The sequence below is a fragment of the Pandoraea captiosa genome, from assembly GCF_902459775.1.
Classification (GTDB): Bacteria; Pseudomonadota; Gammaproteobacteria; order Burkholderiales; family Burkholderiaceae; genus Pandoraea; species Pandoraea captiosa.
In genome coordinates, this window is sequence record NZ_CABPSQ010000001.1 from 1,010,432 (window position 1) to 1,028,855 (window position 18,424).

Below are 18,424 nucleotides of genomic sequence, written 5' to 3' on the forward strand. Positions count from 1 at the left end.
ATCAGGCGGCGCAGGCCGCCGGGCTGTCGCGCCATCGGCCGGTCACGACCATCGCGGCATGCGCTTCGATCTGCACGCCTTCCCCGTCCAGGGACATGCGTTCGCGCGCGGGGTCGGCGGAGTCGAGGTGCAGTTGCCAGTCCTCTCCCGGCGGTGGCCAGCGGAACAACAGCGGCACGTCTGCGGCGTTCATCATCAACAGCGCGATGTCGATACCGCCATCCGGGCGTCGCGCGGCCCGACGCAGTACGAGCGCGCGACCCTTCACGTTGTGCCAGTCCTCGTCGGCGAGTTGCAACCCGCGTTCGTCGTACCAGGAGATGCCGGGCAGGTCGTCGCCAACCCACTCCGGCGCCGACGAGAAGCGCACGATGCGCAGGAGCGGGATCTCGCGGCGCAATGCAATCGCGCGCGCAGCGAAGTCGGTCATCGTCACGCCCGCCGGCTCGGCCGCCTGACGCCAGTTAAGCCACGAGATGTCGTTGTCCTGACAGTACGCATTGTTGTTGCCGCGCTGCGTGCGGCCGAACTCGTCGCCGGCGAGCATCATCGGCGTGCCGCTCGCAAACAGCAGCGTCATCAGCAGGGAGCGCCGTACCCGTTCGCGCAGGGCGACGATGCCAGCGTCTTCGGTCGGCCCTTCCGCCCCCCAGTTGGCGCTGAAATTCTCGCCGGCGCCGTCGCGGTTTTCCTCGCCGTTCGCCTCGTTATGACGTTCGGCGTAAGACGTCAGGTCGGCCAGCGTGAAGCCGTCGTGGGCGGTGATGAAGTTCAGGGATGCCCACGGCTTGCGCCAGCGGCGCGCGAACAGGCCCGCCGAGCCCAGCAGACGCTCCGCGATGTCCGGGCGAATCCCGTCGTCACCGCGCCAGTACCGGCGTACGCTGTCACGGAAGTTGCCGTTCCACTCGGCGAATCCGGGCGGGTGCTGCCCCAACTGATAGCCGTCGGGCCCGATGTCCCACGGCTCGGAGATGAGCTTGGTGCGTGCCAGCACCGGGTCCTGTCCGATGGCGTCGAAAAAGCCCGCGCCCGGATCGAAGCCATAGCCCTCGCGCCCGAGCGTTACGCCCAGATCGAAACGAAAGCCGTCGATCTGCATCGTCTCGACCCAGTACCGAAGCGAGTCCATGACCATCTGCAACACGCGGGGATGCGACAGGTTGACGGTGTTTCCGCATCCGGTGTCGTTGATGAAATACCGCTCGTCGCCGGGCACGAGCCGGTAGTAGCTGGCGTTGTCGAAACCTCGCCATGAGAGCGTCGGTCCGAGTTCGTTGCCCTCGCAGGTGTGGTTGTAGACCACGTCCAGAATGACCTCGATACCCGCGGCATGCAGCGCCCGCACGGCGCGCCGCATAGCGTCCACGCCACCGTTGCCCAGATAGGACGACTCCGGCGCGAAGAACGCCAGCGTGTTGTAGCCCCAGAAATTGCGCAATCCTCGGTCGACGAGTATCCGGTCGTGCACGAAGGCGTGAACCGGCAGCAGCTCCACGGCAGTGACGCCAAGCCGGTGCAGGTGCTCGACAACTCTCGGCGACGCGAGCGCCTCGAACGTGCCGCGCACCGGCTGGCGCAGCCCGTCCATCTGCATCGTCATGCCCCGCAGATGCGTCTCCAGAATGACCGTGTCGTCCCACGACGTATGCGGACGCGTGTCGTGACGCAACGTATCGGGGGCTTCGACGACCACCGCCTTCGGCATGGCGGGGGCGCTGTCGCGCCGGTCGATGGAGAGATCCGCCTTGTGCGACGCCACGCGGTAACCGAAAAGCGCGTCGGACCACCGCACCTTGCCGAGCAAAGCTCGCGCGTAGGGATCGAGCAGGAGCTTGGCAGGATTGAAACGGTGACCTTGCTCAGGCGCATAAGGGCCATGCGCCCGGTATCCGTAGACCAGTCCCGGCCCGGCGCCGGGCAGGTAGCCGTGCCAGATCTCGTCGGTACAGTCGGGCAGCGTCAGGCGTCTGAGCTCCTTGCGACCGCGTTCGTCGAACAGACAGAGATCGATACGCTCGGCATTGGCCGAGAACACGGCAAAATTCACACCCAGACCGTCCCATGTGGCCCCAAGGGGAGAGGGACGACCGGGGAGCAGTTTGTCGATGTGCGAATGTGGCATCGGCTATTCCTCCGGTGTCAGCACAAGACAACCCAACGGCGGCAACGTCAGTCCGAGGGACACCGGATGTCCATGCGACGGCACGCCCTGGGTTTCGATAGGGGCATGGTGGCCATGCTGTGCATGCTGACCGTGTGGGCCACCATTGGTGACGCCACTCCCGCCATAGCACGGCAAATCGGAATTGAGCACTTCCCGCCAGCGGCCCGCGACCGGCACGCCAACGCGATAGTCGTGGCGCGGTATCGGGGTGAAATTGACGACGACAAGACAGACGTCCCGCGCCGCCATGTCCTCATGAGAAGGGGTGCCGAAGCGCAGGTAAGCCAGCACACTGTTGTCGCGGTCGTTGCCGATAACCCACGCGAAGCCGGCCCCCTCGGCGTCGAGCCGGTACAGCGCGGGTATCGCGCGATAGCATCGATTCAGATCGCGCACCCAACGTTGCACGCCCCGGCCGGCCGGGTCGTCAAGTTGCTGCCAGGCGAGCGGCGCATCGTGGTTCCATTCCGCCTGTTGGGCGAACTCGCCGCCCATGAAGAGCAGCTTCTTGCCGGGATGCGTCCACATGAAGCCCAGATACGCGCGCAGATTGGCGTGTTTCTGCCACGCATCGCCTGGCATCCGTCCGATCAGCGAACCTTTGCCGTGCACGACCTCGTCATGGGAGAGCGGCAGCACGAAGCGTTCCGAAAACGCGTACACGAGGCCGAACGTCAGATCGTCGTGATGATGACGGCGATACACGGGATCGCGCCCCATGTAGCGCAGCGTGTCGTTCATCCAGCCCATGTTCCATTTGTAATCGAAGCCCAGTCCGCCGGACGCCACCGGCGCGCTCACGCCCGGCCACGCCGTCGATTCCTCGGCGAACAGCGCCGCGCCGGGGGCCGCTTGCGCCACGCGCTCGCTGAGCATCTGCAGGAACGCGATGGCCTCAAGGTTTTCGCGCCCGCCATACCGGTTCGGCACCCATTCCCCCGGTTTGCGGCTGTAATCGCGGTAGAGCATCGATGCGACCGCGTCCACGCGCAGTCCGTCGACATGGAAACGACGCAGCCAGTCGAGGGCGCTGCCAATCAGAAAGTTGACGACTTCACGTCGGCCCAGGTTGTAAACGCTCGTCTTCCAGTCCTGATGAAACCCCTCGCGCGGGTCGGCATGCTCGTAGAGCGCCGTGCCGTCGAAGTGGGCGAGGCCATGCACGTCGGACGGAAAGTGCGCCGGGACCCAATCGAGAATCACCCCCAGTCCCGCGACATGGGCGGCATCGATGAGACGCGCGAGGCCCGCAGGGTCCCCGAAGCGCGCTGTCGGGGCGTAGAGGCTCAAGGGCTGATAGCCCCACGACCCCGCGAAGGGGTGTTCGGTGACCGGCAGGAACTCGATGTGGGTGAAGCCCATGTCTCGCACATAGGGAATCAGGCGGCTGGCGAGCGCATCCCAATCGGGCGGCGGCTGGCCGTCGCCATGCGCGGGAAGCCAGGACCCGGCATGGACTTCGTAGATCGATACGGGCGCGTTCGCCGCGACTCGGTGAACACGCTCGTCGAGCCAGGCCTCGTCGTGCCAGACGAAGGGCGACGCGCTGGCCACGCGAGACGCGGTCGCCGGCGGGGCCTCGGTCATGCGCGCGAGCGGATCGGCCTTGAGCGGCAGCACCGTTCCGCCTGCGGTACGCACCTCGAATTTGTACCGCTCGTTCGCGCCCAGATGCGCAATGAACAGTTCCCAGACGCCGGCGTCATGTCGCAATCGCATGGGATGCCGACGTCCGTCCCAGCCGTTGAAATCGCCGACCACCGACACGCGACTGGCATTGGGCGCCCACACGGCAAATCGCACACCCGGCACCTCGTCGACCGACATGGCGTGGGCGCCGAGACAGTCGCCGATTTGCCAGTGCCGCCCCTCGCGCAGCAGATGAAGGTCGAGCTCGCCGAGCAGCAGATCGAAGGCGTAGGGGTCTGCGGTGATCTGGCGCGCCTGCGGCCAGTCGATATGAAGACGGTAGCGCAGACGGTGGGGCGGACCGCGATCCGTGCCCCACGCCAACGCGGGCACGTAAGCGACGAACAGACCGTCCGCATGCACCCGGTGCATCGGATGCATTTCGCCATCCGGCGACGGCAGGGTTTCCAGTGCGACGCCAAGCGCACCCGGCAGAAAAACGCGGACGATCCAGTCGTCGCTATCGCCATCGCGATGCGGCCCAAGGACCGAAAACGGGTCGGGGTGGCGAGCATCGATCAGTGCATGCAAGTCGTCTGCGGACGTGACCGGTATCCGTTCACTGCTCTGGGGTTCGGCGTGGCGCGACGAGGGCAGGGCACGGTTCATGAGGCTGCGTCCTCCTTCGGGCCGAGCAAGCGCGCCACCAGGGCCTCGAATCCCGCGAGCGGCACCCAGAGCCACGCAGGCCGGTTTGCGCACTCGTAGACGATTTCGTACGCGGCTTTCTCCAGCAGTTGAGCATCGAGTAACGCGCGGCATGCGAAGGTCTCGGCCAGTCGCGGCGCGCCGTAGGCCACCGCTCGCGCATAGGCGTCGAGAAAGGCCTGGCTCGCATCGTCCATGATCTGTTGCAGGAGCGCTTCGCGACGCGCAAGCATCGGCGCGGGCAGCGGTTCTTCCGTACTGGCGACAGCGCGTCCCACGTAGTCCAGCGAGCGCAGCAATCCGGCCACATCGCGCAGCGGACTGGTCTTCTCGCGCCGCACTGAAACCTCGCGGGCCGGTTCGCCTTCGAAGTCGATGATGACTACGTCACCGGGCGTCACGAGCACCTGTCCGAGGTGAAAGTCGCCATGCACGCGCTGGCAAATCGTACCGGCGCCTTGCTGCACCAGCTCGGCGAGCCGGTCGATGACTTCCTGGCGCCGACCTAGCAACGACTCGATGGCTGACATCTGCGCGTTGGCGTCCGGCAGATCCACGACCGTCGCCTTGTACGCCTCAAGCCGGGAGAACGCTTGCGACACCATCGCCTGCGCATGCGAAGTCCAGCGCGCGAGTATGGCGTCGTTCGCGACGACGGGCGAGAACGCCTCGTCGTTCGTGTCCTGCGCCAGCACGAGATGCATCTCGCCAAGGCGCTTGCCGATTTGGGTAGCCAATTGCAGGTAGGGCGCGGCTTCGTCGCGCGTTTCCCCCGCGCTGACTTCATCGTGCGAAAGCGCTTCAATGAGCCGTGAGAGGGTGTCGTAGCCCCAGTTCCAGCCGTTGCCCTGATTGCCCACGAAGCGTTGCAGGATCGCGAGTGTGTGGGGCGTTCCGTCGGCATCGTGCCGACGGACTTCGCCGAGCCACTCCGGCGAGTTGGCGAAACCGCACTCGCTCAGCCGACGCAGCATTTCGGCCTCGGGATGCACACCGGGCACGACCTGCCGAACCAGCTTGAGCGCCAGCGAATTGCCCATCGCCAACGAACTGTTGGTCTGCTCGACAGCCATCCATTGCGTGGCCTCGCCGGGAGGAATCGGCTCCTGGGCGAGCACGGCGGCGCTTTCGAACTCGAAAACGCCAGGCGCCGCGCCGTTGCTGGGCTCGCTATCACTCGTTGCGCTGGTGCCGCTGGTGCCGCCCGGGCGTTGCACCGGCACGCGCGCGTTCGCTTGCATCAGACCCGCAAGCACCGGTCCGAGCGCTTCGCTCGCAAAGGCATCGACGAGATAGCCCACACGCCCGCCGCGTCGCACCCGTGCGAGGGCGAGCTGAATCGGCAAGGGACGCATGCCGGGCTGCTCCCAGACGACGGTGAGCGGCAGCAGATACGTCTGGATTTGGCCTTGGCCGTCAGCGCCATCGGCGCCATCCGCATCGAGGTGCGCTTCGACTTCGCACAACCAGATCGGGGCGTCCGGGCCGCCCTCGGGCGTGCCTTGCATGAGTTGCGTGACACAGCTCAGCCGGGTCGCCCGCAGCTGCGCGTTCTTCGCCGCAAACCACCGCCGTCTGGGCAGATAGCGCGGCAGAATGGTCTTTGAGATGGCGTCGCAAATCGAAGCATCGAGCAACGGCGCCCCCGCGCGCCAGACGAAGGTGGTGAACTCGGGAAGCTGCTCGGACGCTTCGTCGTTCCAGCGCGGCGCCTGCGTCGCTTCGGTCAGCTCGAACCAATAGAAGCCGTAAGGCGGCAGCGTCAGCAGATACGTCAACTGACCGACCGCCGGGAACGCCGTGCCGCCCAGCAACTCCACCGGCGTGCGCCCGGCAAACCGCGACAGATCGAGCTCTACGGCCTGCGAGGCACGGGACAGGTTGGCCACGCACAGCAGCGGCGCCTCGTCCGCATGCTCGCGCAGGTAGGCCAGCACCTTGCGGTTCGTCGGATGCAGGAATTCGATGGTGCCCCGACCGAACGCGCGCCGGGAGCGGCGTGTGGCGATCAGGCGTCGCATCCAGTTCAGCAGCGAGTGCGGATCGCGTGCCTGACTCTCTACGTTGACCGACTCGTAGCCGTACAACGCGCCCTGAATCGCGGGCAACGTCAGCAGCTCGGGGTCGGCCCGCGAAAAGCCGCCGTTGCGGTCGTAAGACCATTGCATGGGGGTGCGCACGCCATCGCGATCGCCCAGATGAATGTTGTCGCCCATGCCGATCTCGTCGCCGTAGTAGATCACCGGCGTGCCAGGCATCGACAACAACAGGCTGTTCATCAGCTCGATGCGACGCCGGTCACGCTCCAGCAAGGGTGCCAGGCGGCGCCGTATGCCGAGATTCAGGCGCGCCCGCCGGTCGGACGCATAGACTTCCCACAGGTAATCGCGCTCGCTGTCGGTCACCATTTCGAGCGTGAGTTCGTCGTGATTGCGCAGGAAGATCGCCCACTGGCAGGCGTCGGGAATCTGCGGGGTCTGGCTCAGGATGTCCGTGATCGGGAACCGGTCCTCCCGCGCGATCGCCATGTACATGCGCGGCATGAGCGGAAAGTGGAACGCCATATGACATTCGTCGCCCGCCCCGAAGTACTGCTGCACGTCTTCCGGCCACTGATTGGCTTCGGCCAGCAGCAGGCGGTTGCGATACTTGGCATCGAGATCGGCCCGAATGCGACGCAAAATGGCGTGCGTCTCCGGCAGGTTCTCGTTGCTCGTGCCTTCACGCTCGACGAGGTACGGCACGGCATCGAGCCGCAGTCCGTCGACCCCCATCCCCAGCCAGAAATGCATCACGCCGAGCACCGAGCGCAACACTTGGGGATTGTCGAAATTCAGGTCGGGTTGATGCGAGTAGAAGCGGTGCCAGTAATAGGCGCCCGCCGTCGGCTCCCAAGTCCAGTTCGAGACCTCCGTGTCGACGAAGATGATGCGCGTGCCGTCGTATTCGCGTCCCGTGTCGGACCAGACGTAGTAATTGCGATGCGACGAGCCGGGGCGCGCCAGGCATGCGCGCTTGAACCACGGATGCTGGTCGGAGGTGTGATTGATGACGAGTTCCGTAATGACGCGAATGCCCCGGGCGTGCGCTTCCGCGATGAGACGGCGAACGTCGGCGATCGTGCCGTAATCGGGATGCACCCCGCGATATTCGGCGATGTCGTAACCGTCGTCGCGGCGAGGCGACGGGTAAAACGGCAGCACCCAGAGCGTGTCGACGCCCAACTCGGCAATGTAGTCGAGCTTTTCGATGAGGCCGGCGAAGTCGCCGATGCCGTCGCCGTTGGCGTCGTAGAACGATTTGATATGCAACTGGTAAATGACCGCGTCCTTGTACCAGTGCGGATCGTCGCGCAGCGCGGCGTTGCCGAGCCGGGGTTCTCGTTTCATGTGGTCTCCCGGCGTGGGTCGATTTCATCGTCTTCGGCGATCTCGCGCCTGGGACGAACGGACCAGATGCCATAGGGCGCGTTGGGGGAAAGGTGAACCCGCTGGTGTTTGCCGTGCCACACGAATTGCGCGCCATCGAGCAGGTTTTCGGCCTCGAGCGCGCCATCGTCCGGCAACTGCCATCGCCAGAGCGGCAGCTCGATGGTGGCGTCATGCGCCTGACGGGCGTCGAGGTTGACGGCGACGAGCACGACATCCGCGCGCGTGGCGGTGGCCTTTTCGAAGTAGAGAACGTGCGGATTGTCGGCGTTCAGGAAAGTCACGCCGCGATGCGTCTGCAACGCCGGGTGACCTTTGCGGATTCGGTTGAGTACTGTGATCTCGCGCACGATATTGCCCGGGCGTGCCCAATCCCATGCCCGAATCTCATACTTCTCGGCGTTGAGATACTCCTCGCGCCCAGGAATCGGCGTCGCCTCGCAGAGTTCGAATCCGCTGTACATGCCCCACAGTCCCGAGAGCGTTGTGGCTAATGCCGCGCGCGCCAGATGGACCGCACGCCCGCCGGTTTGCAGGTGATACGGATTGATGTCCGGCGTGTTGACGAAGAAGTGCGGACGAAAGCACGCCGCAATGTCCGGCTGCTGAAGTTCCGTCAGATACTCGGTGAGTTCGGTCTTTGTTTCGCGCCACGTGAAATAGGTGTACGACTGCGAGAAGCCAATCTTGGCAAGCCGGTACATGAGCTTCGGACGCGTGAACGCTTCGGCCAGAAACACGGTTCTCGGGTGCGCGGCCCGCACGGAGCCAATCAGCCATTCCCAGAACGGCAGTGGCTTGGTGTGGGGGTTGTCCACACGGAACAGGTCGATGCCTTCCGATATCCAGTACAGCACGATGTCACGCAGCGCGAGCCACAGCCCGGGCACCGCGTCCGGCGCGTAGAAGTCGACGTTGACGATGTCTTCGTACTTCTTCGGCGGATTCTCGGCATAGCGCAGTGAACCGTCCGCACGCCAGTCGAACCAACCCGGATGCTCCCGCAACCAGGGATGATCGGGCGAGCATTGCACCGCAAAATCGAGCGCGATACGCAGCCCGTGAGCGCTTGCGGCCTGACGCAAGCGGCGGAAATCGTCGATCGTGCCCAGCTCCGCGTGAATGGCGTCGTGGCCACCGGACGCATCGCCGATCGCGTACGGGCTGCCCGGATCGCCGGGTTGCGCGTCGAGCCGGTTGTTGCGGCCCTTGCGATGCGTTTGTCCGATGGGGTGGATCGGCGGCATGTAGAGCACGTCGAACCCCATCGCGGCGATGGACGGCAGCCGCCGGATGACGTCGTCGAACGTGCCGTGCCTGCCGGGGTCACCGCTTTGCGAGCGGGGAAACAGTTCGTACCAACTGGCGAATGCGGCTTCCGGTGGCTCCACGTCGAGCGGGAGCACCGACGAACGCGTCACGAACGGACGATAACGTGCGGCGGCCACGGCATCGAGCGTCGCCGGCGCACTCAGGGTGGAATACGCCAGAGAAGCGGTAGCAGGGTCCTGCGCCTCGGCCTGTGCCGCAATGCCGTCCAGCGCCTTGCGAACGCGCGCCGACGTTGCCTGCCCGGCGATCTTTTTCAGGCACGCGATGCCTTCCTGGATCTCCAGCGTCACGGACTGTCCTGCATCGAGCTTCTTCGCCACTTCACGGCACCAGTTCACATAAGGGTCCTGCCACGCTTCGGTCTGATATTCGTGGCGGCCCAGACGCGTCGCGCGGAACTCGGCCCGCCAGCGGTCGTTACCGATCGGCGTCATGGGAATTTCCTGCCACGCGGTCGCGTCAAGGGCTCGCCATCGCAAGACGGCGCTGGGCAGGGCATGGCCGTCTGTGAAGACGTCGGCAGAAATCGGGAGCGTTTCGCCCACCACGGCGCGCGACGCGAATCGTCCGTTTTCCAGAGATGGTTCGACGGCCTCGATCACAACGCGCGACTGGGCCGCCGCCTCGCGCACTGCGCGACGCTCCGGCTCGCTCGTCGTGCCCAACTTTGCCTTGGGCCACACGTGTCGAGACACGTAGCGATCCGTTTCGGCCTGCCAGACACGGACCTCGCCGGGGGCGAGCGAAATGTGCGTCAACGCCTGCGGCGCACCCACGGCATTGCCATGTGCATCGAGCGGTGTGAGCTTGACGTGATCGACATTCGCGCAGCTCGACATGGCAAGTGTGGCGGCCCTCGTGAGGCTGCGGTTGATCGCCACCACACGGCTGCGCGTCGCGCCGGGGATCTCCTGCGTGACGAGCGTGATCGCCGCGTCGCCACCGGACAGCGACCGCAGAAACGCCCGCGCGGCAGGATGCGCGCGCGAGGCGCCGTCGCTATCGTTGCTATCGTTGCCATCGTTGCTATTGTCGGCGCGTTGCGCATTGGCGACTAACCGCCGGTTACCTGCCGCGATGGTCTGACCAAAGTCGATCTCGTGCGCGGACGCGGCGGCTGCATCGGTGGGCGGTCCGGCGACCGGCAGTTCGCTTGCCGCATGCGCGTGGCCGAACTCCATGCCCGCCGGCATCAGAACGCCGTCCCCAAGTTCGAAGGCAAGTTGCAGAGAACGCGCGCATTCGAGCACGTTGTGACTGCGCGCGACGAGGTCGTCCGGCGTCTCGAACGGGTCGCCTGCCAAGGCGATACGCCAGGCGCACCTCGCGAGATCGGCATGCTCGTCGAAGAGCCAGGACGCGCGCATATCCCACCAGCACGACGAGAGGAAGACGCCGTCGAAGCCCGCGTCCGCCATGGCGATCATCTGCTCCCGGGGCAGGCCCGGCGTCCAGCCGAACCATTGAAGCGCCGGGTAGTGGCGTCGCATATCGTGGATCAGGCGTCGCCAGGCCGCGCTGGGTCGGGCGTTGAGATGACGCAGGCAAAAGCCGTCGACGCCTTGCATGGCCAGCTTGTGCAGTCGGGTGGCGAGGCCGTCGGAGGCATCATTTTCGGACCGTGATCCGTCGGTCGGACGATCCGCCTCAGACGGGGCAGCACCGGACGATGCGGATGGTGCAGGCGAGAGGGCGGGGGAGCGCAGAGGGAGCCGCCGCGGATCGGGCGGGTCGTCGTTGCCCCGGTCGCCAGTCGGCTCTGAGGCTTGCGGCACCCCATAAGCGACTTCGGCATTCACGGCGACATCGAGCGCCAGCCCCCGCTGGTGGGGCGCGTCGAGATACTGCGTCAGCGTGTCGCCAAACGATGTTTCGTCGATCAGCAGCCGGGAGAAGCCGAGGTCGGCCACACGCCCGACGAGGGCTGTCCAGTCGTCGGTCCCCGGCAGGGGCCGCGCGGTCAGCGCGTAAATGCGCGGCGGGTCGGCGCGCGGAACCGACGCCGAAGCGGAAGCCGAGGCTACGCCAGCGCTGAAATCTGTAGCCGAGAGCGAGCCCGTGTCATGGGCACGTTTGCCTGACATCGGGCGTGACAGCGAGTGGGGCATTGCGACGAACTCCCGAGCCCACAGGGGCACTTGATATCGTCGACGTTGCAAGTTCCGTGCCTCGCCCTGATGGCGCGCGCTCGCGTGGCGTTCACACCGTTACGCCGGCCCCTATTGGCAAAGGTTTGTAGAAAGCGCCTCACGGCATCATCGATTGCCGGGTGACTGCCCGCCGGGGGCGGCACTCAACGGTCAGGCGCGTGCGCCCGCCAGGATTTCGGTGCCCAGCGCCGTGTGGACGTGGCCGAGCTGAAACAGTTCGTCGTCGAGGACCTGAAGCGCAAAGGGAATATTGGTTTTCACGCCGCTGATCCCGGTCGCCTGCAGGGCCTCTCGCATGCGGCGAATGGCGGCTGCACGATCCGGGGCATGCACGATGATCTTCGCGAGCAGCGGATCGTAATACGGGGTGACGGTGTTGCCCTGAGCGTACCCCGTCTCAACGCGTATCCCGTCACCGGCCGGGAGCTCGAAGGCCGTGAGTTTGCCCGGCGAGGGAAAGAAGCGCACCGGATCCTCCGCGTACACGCGCACTTCGATGGCGTGGCCGTTCACCCGTGGCGCGTCCGGCACGACCGCTGCCAGCCGTTCCCCTGCCGCGAGGCGAATCTGCGACTTCACGAGGTCAACGCCGGTGATCGCCTCCGTCACCGCGTGCTCGACCTGCAAACGTGTATTCATTTCGAGGAAGTTGCAGGTGCCGTCCGCCCCGAACAGCGTTTCCGCCGTGCCGATGACGTCGTATCCGATGTCTTGCAGTAACCCGGCAATCTTCGCGGCCGTCGTCTCCATATCGCGACGCGAAAGCAGCGGGGCAGGCGACTCCTCGATCACCTTCTGGTGACGGCGCTGCACCGAGCAATCGCGCTCGAACAAGTGACATGCATTCCCGGCTTTGTCCGCGAGCACCTGAAATTCGATGTGGCGTGGGCGCTCGATCAACTTCTCGAGGTAAAGCTCTGCGTTGCCGAAACTCTTTTGAGAGACCGAACGTGCCTGAGCGATCGCCGCGAGCAGCGAGACTTCATCGCGCGCCGGCACCATGCCGATACCACCGCCGCCGGCAGCGGGCTTGATCAGTACCGGGTACCCGATGGCACGCGCAGCCGCACTGATCGACTCGGTGTTGTCGTCGAGCAGCCCCGAACTTGGCGACATCGGCATGCCGTAGCGTGCCATCAGCTCGCGCGCACGCGTCTTGTGACCCATGGCCTCGATCCAGCGTGGCGACGGTCCGATGAACGTCGCGCCTGCCGCGATCACGCGGCGCGCAAAATCGGCGTTCTCCGAGAGAAAGCCGTAGCCGGGGTGCACGGCATCGGCCCGGGAACGCAGGAGCACGTCCATGAGCCGATCCTGATCGAGGTAGCTCGACGTTGCGGGCGCTGGGCCGATGGCATACACCTCATCGGCCTGCGCCAGATAGGGCAGGGTGGCGTCCGCTTCGGAACACACCGCAACGGAACGAATATTCATCTCGCGCAACGCGCGAATCACGCGCGCGGCAACCGCGCCGCGATTCGCGACGAGAACCTTCTCAAACATGTCTCCTCCTTGTGCGTCTGCCGATCCCCCGATCCCCCGATACGCCGATACGCCGATACGCCGGGGCGACGTTGCTCAGTCGCTTCGCTACCTTTCGCTACTTTTTGCCACTTTGCGCGGCGTGCTAGCCGAGAACGCCATCGGCCATGCCACCCCATGCGACGCGCGCATCGTCCAGGTGTCGGCCAAGCGCGCCGGTCTCCTGCCGCAGTGCGTGCAGCGCGTCGTCGAGATGCGTGCCCGCCATGCGCGAGGCGATCGACGCGATGCTGATCGAGACGAACGCGGGTCCGTTCGCGCGTGGCAACGTCATGCCAATCGCACTGACGTCTGCGATCACCGTCTGCACGTTCGTGGCATAGCCGTCCTCACGCGTCTTGGCGACCATGTCGCGCAGGCGTGTGGGGGAAATGTCCCGATAGCGGGGCAGGTGCACGGCGTTCGCGGCGATGGCAGCCTCCACCTCGCTGTCGGGCAGCGCTGCGAGCAACGCCATGGCGCCTGCACCCGCGCCGAGCGCGCGACGCGCACCGATCTTCAGGCTGTGCGTGCGAATGGGGTAGCTGCCCTGCAAGTGGTCGAAACAAACGGCTTCGTAACCGCTTCGCACCATCAGGAAGACCGAGTCGCCGGTAACCTCGGCGAGACGCCGCAACGTCGGCTGACAACGCTCTCTCAGATCGAACGCGGGAGACGCCGTCTGGCCGAGCAGATACGCGGTGTGCCCGAGCGAATAGCGGCGCGCCTGCGCATCGAGCTGCAGCATGTTGCTGAACGCCAGCCCCTTGACGATGCGGTGCGCGGTGATTCGCTCTAGCCCCAACCCTTCGGCGATTTCATGCAGCCGCAAACCTTGCGGGCCACGCATGGCGATGAGGCGCAATACGGCGATGGCTCGCTGGATGCTCTGCGTGCCCTCGTTCGCCCGTCGCCCGGCGGGCAGGCCGCGGCGCCGCCCATTTGGGGTGTCGCCATCGGCCGTCGTCTCGGCAAGATTTTCGGCGGACGTGTCGGGTTGAACATCGGCGAGCTCGAGATCGATGTCGCCGGCGTGAAATGAAGTTCGGGTCATGAGGGCCTGTCGGGTTTCGATGCCTGCATCGCGCAGGCGAAGTGACGCGAAGTGACGGGTGAGATTGTCTCGCATCGATGCAATCTTTACTGCAACCGCCACGCTCATCTTGCGCGAAACACCGGGGCGCGCTTCTCGGCAAACGCGGCACGGCCCTCCTTGCGATCGTCCGTGTCGCGCAGCAATCCCCAGATGTGCCGCTCGTGGGTGAGCGCCACCGGCAAGGGCATCTCCATGCCGTCACGGGCGGCCTGCTTGATCGCGCGCACAGCGAGCGGGGCTGCATCGGCGATGCGCCGCGCAATGCCGGTCGCCGTGGCGACGAGTTCGCCCGGCGCGACCACATGACTGACCAGACCGATCCGAAGCGCCGTGCTCGCATCGATGGACTCGCCGGTCAACAGCATCCACATAGCGTTGGCGCTACCCACCAGACGCGGCAAGCGCTGCGTGCCGCCCGAGCCCGGCATCGATCCGAGCGTTACCTCCGGCAGCGCAAAACGTGCGGTATCGGCGGCGATGCGAATGTCGCAGGCCAGGCCGATCTCCAACCCGCCGCCATAGGCCAGGCCGTTGAAGGCGCAGATCACCGGCGTGTCGAAGTCCATGCCCAGCGTGAGCGATCCGGTCTCCGGCTCGGCGCCCTCGCCGCGAAAGGTCTGCGCGGCGAACGATGTCGATGGGGGCGGCGTCTGACGAAGATCTGCGCCACTGCTAAAGGCGCGGTCCCCGGCCCCCGTCACGATGACGGCGCGAATCTCGGGCGAGTTGCCGATGCGTCGCCACACCCCCTGAAGCCGGGTACGCATCGGGTAGTCGATGGCATTGAGCGCTTCTGGACGGTTCAGTCGCACGATCGCGACGCCGTCGTTCACGGAAAAGTCGATGGCCATTGGCAAGCTGCCTTGACGGAAAGTTCTCAAACGAAAACAAAAGAGGAGGGCGCGGACACGGGCGGCGCACCGGTCGGTGTCGTGCTCAGGGATCGATCCGGTGTTTGAAGCCCGGTTGCCGCGAATCTGCCGACGCCGCAAGGGCGCGACGGATGGCGTCGCGCGTCTCGGCCGGGTCGATGACATCGTCGATCCAGCCTTGTGCAGCGGCCTCGTACGCGCTCGACTGTTCGTCCAGCCGCGCCATGATCTCGGCCTTGCGCGCGGCGGGGTCCGGTGCGGCGGCGATTTCGCGGCCATACACCAGTTCCACTCCTGCCTCCGGTCCCATCACGTCGAAGTGCGCGCCCGGCCACGCGGCAAGGTAGTCCGGCCGCATGGCGCGGCCGCACATCGCGAGATAGGCCAGTCCGATCGCCTTGCGCGCCACAATCGTGATCTTCGGCACCGATGCCGCGCAGACCGTGTTGAGCAGACGGGCGGCAAGCGACACCATGCGGTGCTTCTCGATCTCGGGACCGACGAGAAAGCCGGGCGCGTCGCAGATGAAGACGAGCGGGATGTGGAACGCATCGCACAGATCGACGAACTTGCGCGCCTTCTGCGCCGTCTTCTCATCCATCACGCCGCCGCGCGCCATCGGATTGGAGGCGACGAAGCCGACCGGTTCTCCGTCGATGCGACCGAATGCGGTAATCAGATTGGGGCCGTATCGCGGCCGGTAATGGAACAGGTCGCCTGCGTCGACGATCAGGCTCAGCACGCGCTTCATGTCGTACGCCTGACGCCCGACGTCGGGAATCAGCGCGCGCAGCTTGTCCCGACCTTCCGCCGTGTCGAGCGCCGCGGGTTGCGCGCCTGCGACCGGGGGGAGTTCTCCGCTGTGGCTGGGCAGGAACGACAGAAACGTGCGCAGGCTACGCAAGGTATCGGCCTCCGTGTCCCCGACATAGTCGGCCTGCCCGGTGACCGTCTCGCTGACATCGGCCCCGCCAATCGCATCGGAGGTGACGGACTCGCCGGTGCCGACCTTGACGACGAGCGGGCCCGACATGCCCATCACGCCCGTGCCGCGCGCGAGCGCCGTGAAATCCGACTGTGCCGCGGTGAATGACGGTCCACCGAAAGCGGGCCCCAGTATCGCGGCGAGTTGCGGGACCTGTCCCGACAGCCGGAAGTGGTCGGCAAAGCGCGCGCCCATATTCGCGGCCATCGCCCCGAAACTCTCCTGCACCCGCGCTGCACCTGCCTCCATCAACGCAATGAACGGTTTGCGATGTCGCAGCGCGGCCTCACGCACGCGCGCAATCTTGATCTCACCGACGCGCCCGCGCGTGCCGCCAAGCACGGTCGCGTCGTCGGCAGCCACGTAGACGATGCGACCGTCGATCGTGCCGTGTCCTGTGACGATGCCGTCCGCCGGTGTGCGCTCGCGCAGCGAAGGATGTGCGCTGTGTGCATGCACGCCCGTCTCGACAAAGCTGCCGTCGTCGAGCAACAACGCGATGCGCTCGCGTGCGGTGAGCTTGCCTTGCTCGCGCAATTTGTCGATGGCCGACGCCGAGGTCGAAGCCCGGATGGCCTCCCGGCGGGCATACAGTTCGTCGATCTTCCGTTGGTCCATGAGGGTCCCGGCAGTGCAATGGTCACGGAAGGCAGGGGCCTTTCCGGATATCCATATATTGAAATAGATAACGATTATATGAGGCGCCATGTAAGCATCGATGTCGCGTCGGTATGATCGCTTATTGACATCGAAGATCATGTTTCCTAGCTTTTATAGCGGATATTTCACTAACGTGCCACAGAAATTGCACTCATCCGAATGGGGTTTTCGATGCTTTTGCAATTCCAATATTTGTACATTAAGTGAGAGGCCAAGATGAATGAATTAACGGGACGACGCGCCGCAGCGCGCGTGAAGCAAGTGGCATGGCGCTGGCGGGCGAGGGCGGCGGCAGCGGTCGTCACCCTCGGCGCGCTGAGCGCGACGGCATTGACGTCCACGGCGATGGCCGCCGACAAGACGGGGCCGGCGGTCGATCGGAACACGCTCGTCGTGGCGCTCGACAAAGAGATTCAGAGCCTCGATGCGCTGGTCACGGCAAGCGGCGACTCCCAGCGTTACGCGATGTCGATCTTCGACACGCTTTACGGCTTCGACGCCAAGGGCAACATCGTGCCGCGCATGGCGACGAGTTACACGATGTCCGCAGATGGCCTGACCTATACCTTCAAGCTGCGCCCGAACATCAAATTCCACAACGGCGACACCTTCACGTCGGCCGATGTGAAGTACTCGATCGAGCGGGTGATCGACCCGGCCACCAAAAGCACGCGTCGCCCGTATTTCGCGCCAGTCATCGACAGCGTCGAGACACCCGACCCGCTCACCGTGCGCATTCGCCTGAAGCAACCCGACGGCGTGTTTCTCAACAAGATTGCGGGCTTCCTTTTCATCGTCGGCCAAAAGTACGCGACATCGCTGCCGAACGCCGAGGCGTTCGCTGCCGCGCCCGTCGGCACCGGCCCCTATCGCGTAAAGACGAACAAGGTCGGTCAGTTCCTCGAACTCGAACGTTTTGACGACTTCTACGGCGACAAGCCCGCCATCAAGACGCTCGTCTTCAAATACATTCCCGAGCCGTCGAGCCGGGTCAACGCGATCGTGTCGGGCGAAGTCGATATTGCCGCCATGATCCCGCTGGCCGAGGTTGCCCGCCTGCGGCAGGACGCGGCGCTGGACATCATCACGAATCCGGTGTCTTCCCCAATGCACGTCCGCCTTTACTCGAACGTGCCGGACTCGCCGCTGGCCAAACGCGACGTACGCCTCGCTCTGAACTACGCCGTTGACGCAAACGCCATCATCAAAGGCGTGTTCCACGGCGTTGGCGCGCCCATGGGCACGTTCATCTCGAAGTACTTCCCGTACGGCGGAGACCCCAGCGTCGCCCCGTATCCGTATGACCCCGCGAAAGCACGCGCCTTGCTCCGGCAGGCCGGCTATCCGAATGGCTTCTCCATCAAGCTCTACGACGCCGTCGGCACACCCAAGGAATTTGCCGAAGCCCTTGCCGCCTATTGGGGGCAGGTTGGCGTGAAGGTCGACATCAACCGCATCGACTATGCCGCATGGAGTCGCCTGAACAACACGCACAAGACGGGGCCGATGACGACCACGCAATTCACCAACGCGATCTACGACCCCATCCATCCGGTGGCGGGCTCGTTCTCGAAGGACGGCGCGTGGTCGGACTACTACAACCCTGAAGTCGAAGCGCTCCTCAAGCAGCTCGATACCACGACGGGCGCCGAAGCGCGCGGCGCACTGTTTCGCAAGATCGGCAAAATCCTTCACGACGACGCTTCCGCCGTACTGGTCACGGAACTCTTCAATGTCTTCGCCAAGAAGAAGGGGTTGACCTGGGAGGTGCAGCAAGGTTCGGGCTTCCTCAACTTCCGCAAAGTCGCGTGGCATTGAGTCGGCGCCATCGGGCGGCACGCAGGACGCCGCCCGATGGCGCAGGCCGACCCGGGAC

Annotated in this window: 9 protein-coding genes; 1 reads left to right on the forward strand and 8 read right to left on the reverse strand. The window is 65.2% G+C overall.

Annotation, left to right across the window (positions count from 1 at the left end; all coding sequences use genetic code 11):
* Position 1 precedes the first annotated feature (1 nt).
* From glgX to PCA31118_RS04325, 8 genes are all read right to left on the reverse strand, one after another.
* Positions 2-2,125, reverse strand: coding sequence for a glycogen debranching protein GlgX (gene glgX, locus PCA31118_RS04290; RefSeq protein WP_150623222.1), 2,124 nt, complete (start codon positions 2,123-2,125; stop codon positions 2-4).
* A 3-nt stretch (positions 2,126-2,128) separates the two neighbouring features.
* Positions 2,129-4,465, reverse strand: coding sequence for a 1,4-alpha-glucan branching protein GlgB (gene glgB / locus PCA31118_RS04295; protein ID WP_150623224.1), 2,337 nt, complete (start codon positions 4,463-4,465; stop codon positions 2,129-2,131).
* Positions 4,462-7,893 (reverse strand): maltose alpha-D-glucosyltransferase, encoded by a 3,432-nt coding sequence (treS, locus tag PCA31118_RS04300; RefSeq protein WP_150623226.1) that lies wholly within the window; start codon positions 7,891-7,893, stop codon positions 4,462-4,464. Before treS ends, glgB begins: the two co-directional genes overlap by 4 nt.
* The gene (locus PCA31118_RS04305) at positions 7,890-11,372 is read right to left on the reverse strand and encodes an alpha-1,4-glucan--maltose-1-phosphate maltosyltransferase (RefSeq protein WP_246190045.1); all 3,483 of its coding nucleotides are present in this window, start codon (positions 11,370-11,372) and stop codon (positions 7,890-7,892) included. Before PCA31118_RS04305 ends, treS begins: the two co-directional genes overlap by 4 nt.
* Before the next feature lie 192 nt (positions 11,373-11,564).
* On the reverse strand, positions 11,565-12,917 hold the full coding sequence (locus PCA31118_RS04310) for an acetyl-CoA carboxylase biotin carboxylase subunit (protein WP_150623228.1): 1,353 nt from the start codon (positions 12,915-12,917) through the stop codon (positions 11,565-11,567).
* A 124-nt stretch (positions 12,918-13,041) separates the two neighbouring features.
* Positions 13,042-13,989: an IclR family transcriptional regulator gene (locus tag PCA31118_RS04315; RefSeq protein ID WP_174990319.1), complete on the reverse strand. Its 948-nt coding sequence runs from the start codon at positions 13,987-13,989 to the stop codon at positions 13,042-13,044.
* 104 nt (positions 13,990-14,093) lie between these two features.
* Complete coding sequence (locus tag PCA31118_RS04320) at positions 14,094-14,882, reverse strand: enoyl-CoA hydratase/isomerase family protein (protein ID WP_150623232.1); 789 nt, start codon at positions 14,880-14,882, stop codon at positions 14,094-14,096.
* Positions 14,883-14,967: 85 nt separating this feature from the next.
* Entirely contained in the window at positions 14,968-16,506 is a 1,539-nt protein-coding gene (locus PCA31118_RS04325) for an acyl-CoA carboxylase subunit beta (protein ID WP_174990320.1), read from the reverse strand.
* Positions 16,507-16,764: 258 nt separating this feature from the next.
* On the opposite strand from PCA31118_RS04325, the gene PCA31118_RS04330 reads away from it, so the two are divergent.
* Positions 16,765-18,366, forward strand: coding sequence for an ABC transporter substrate-binding protein (locus PCA31118_RS04330; RefSeq protein WP_150623237.1), 1,602 nt, complete (start codon positions 16,765-16,767; stop codon positions 18,364-18,366).
* The last annotated feature ends 58 nt before the right edge of the window (positions 18,367-18,424 follow it).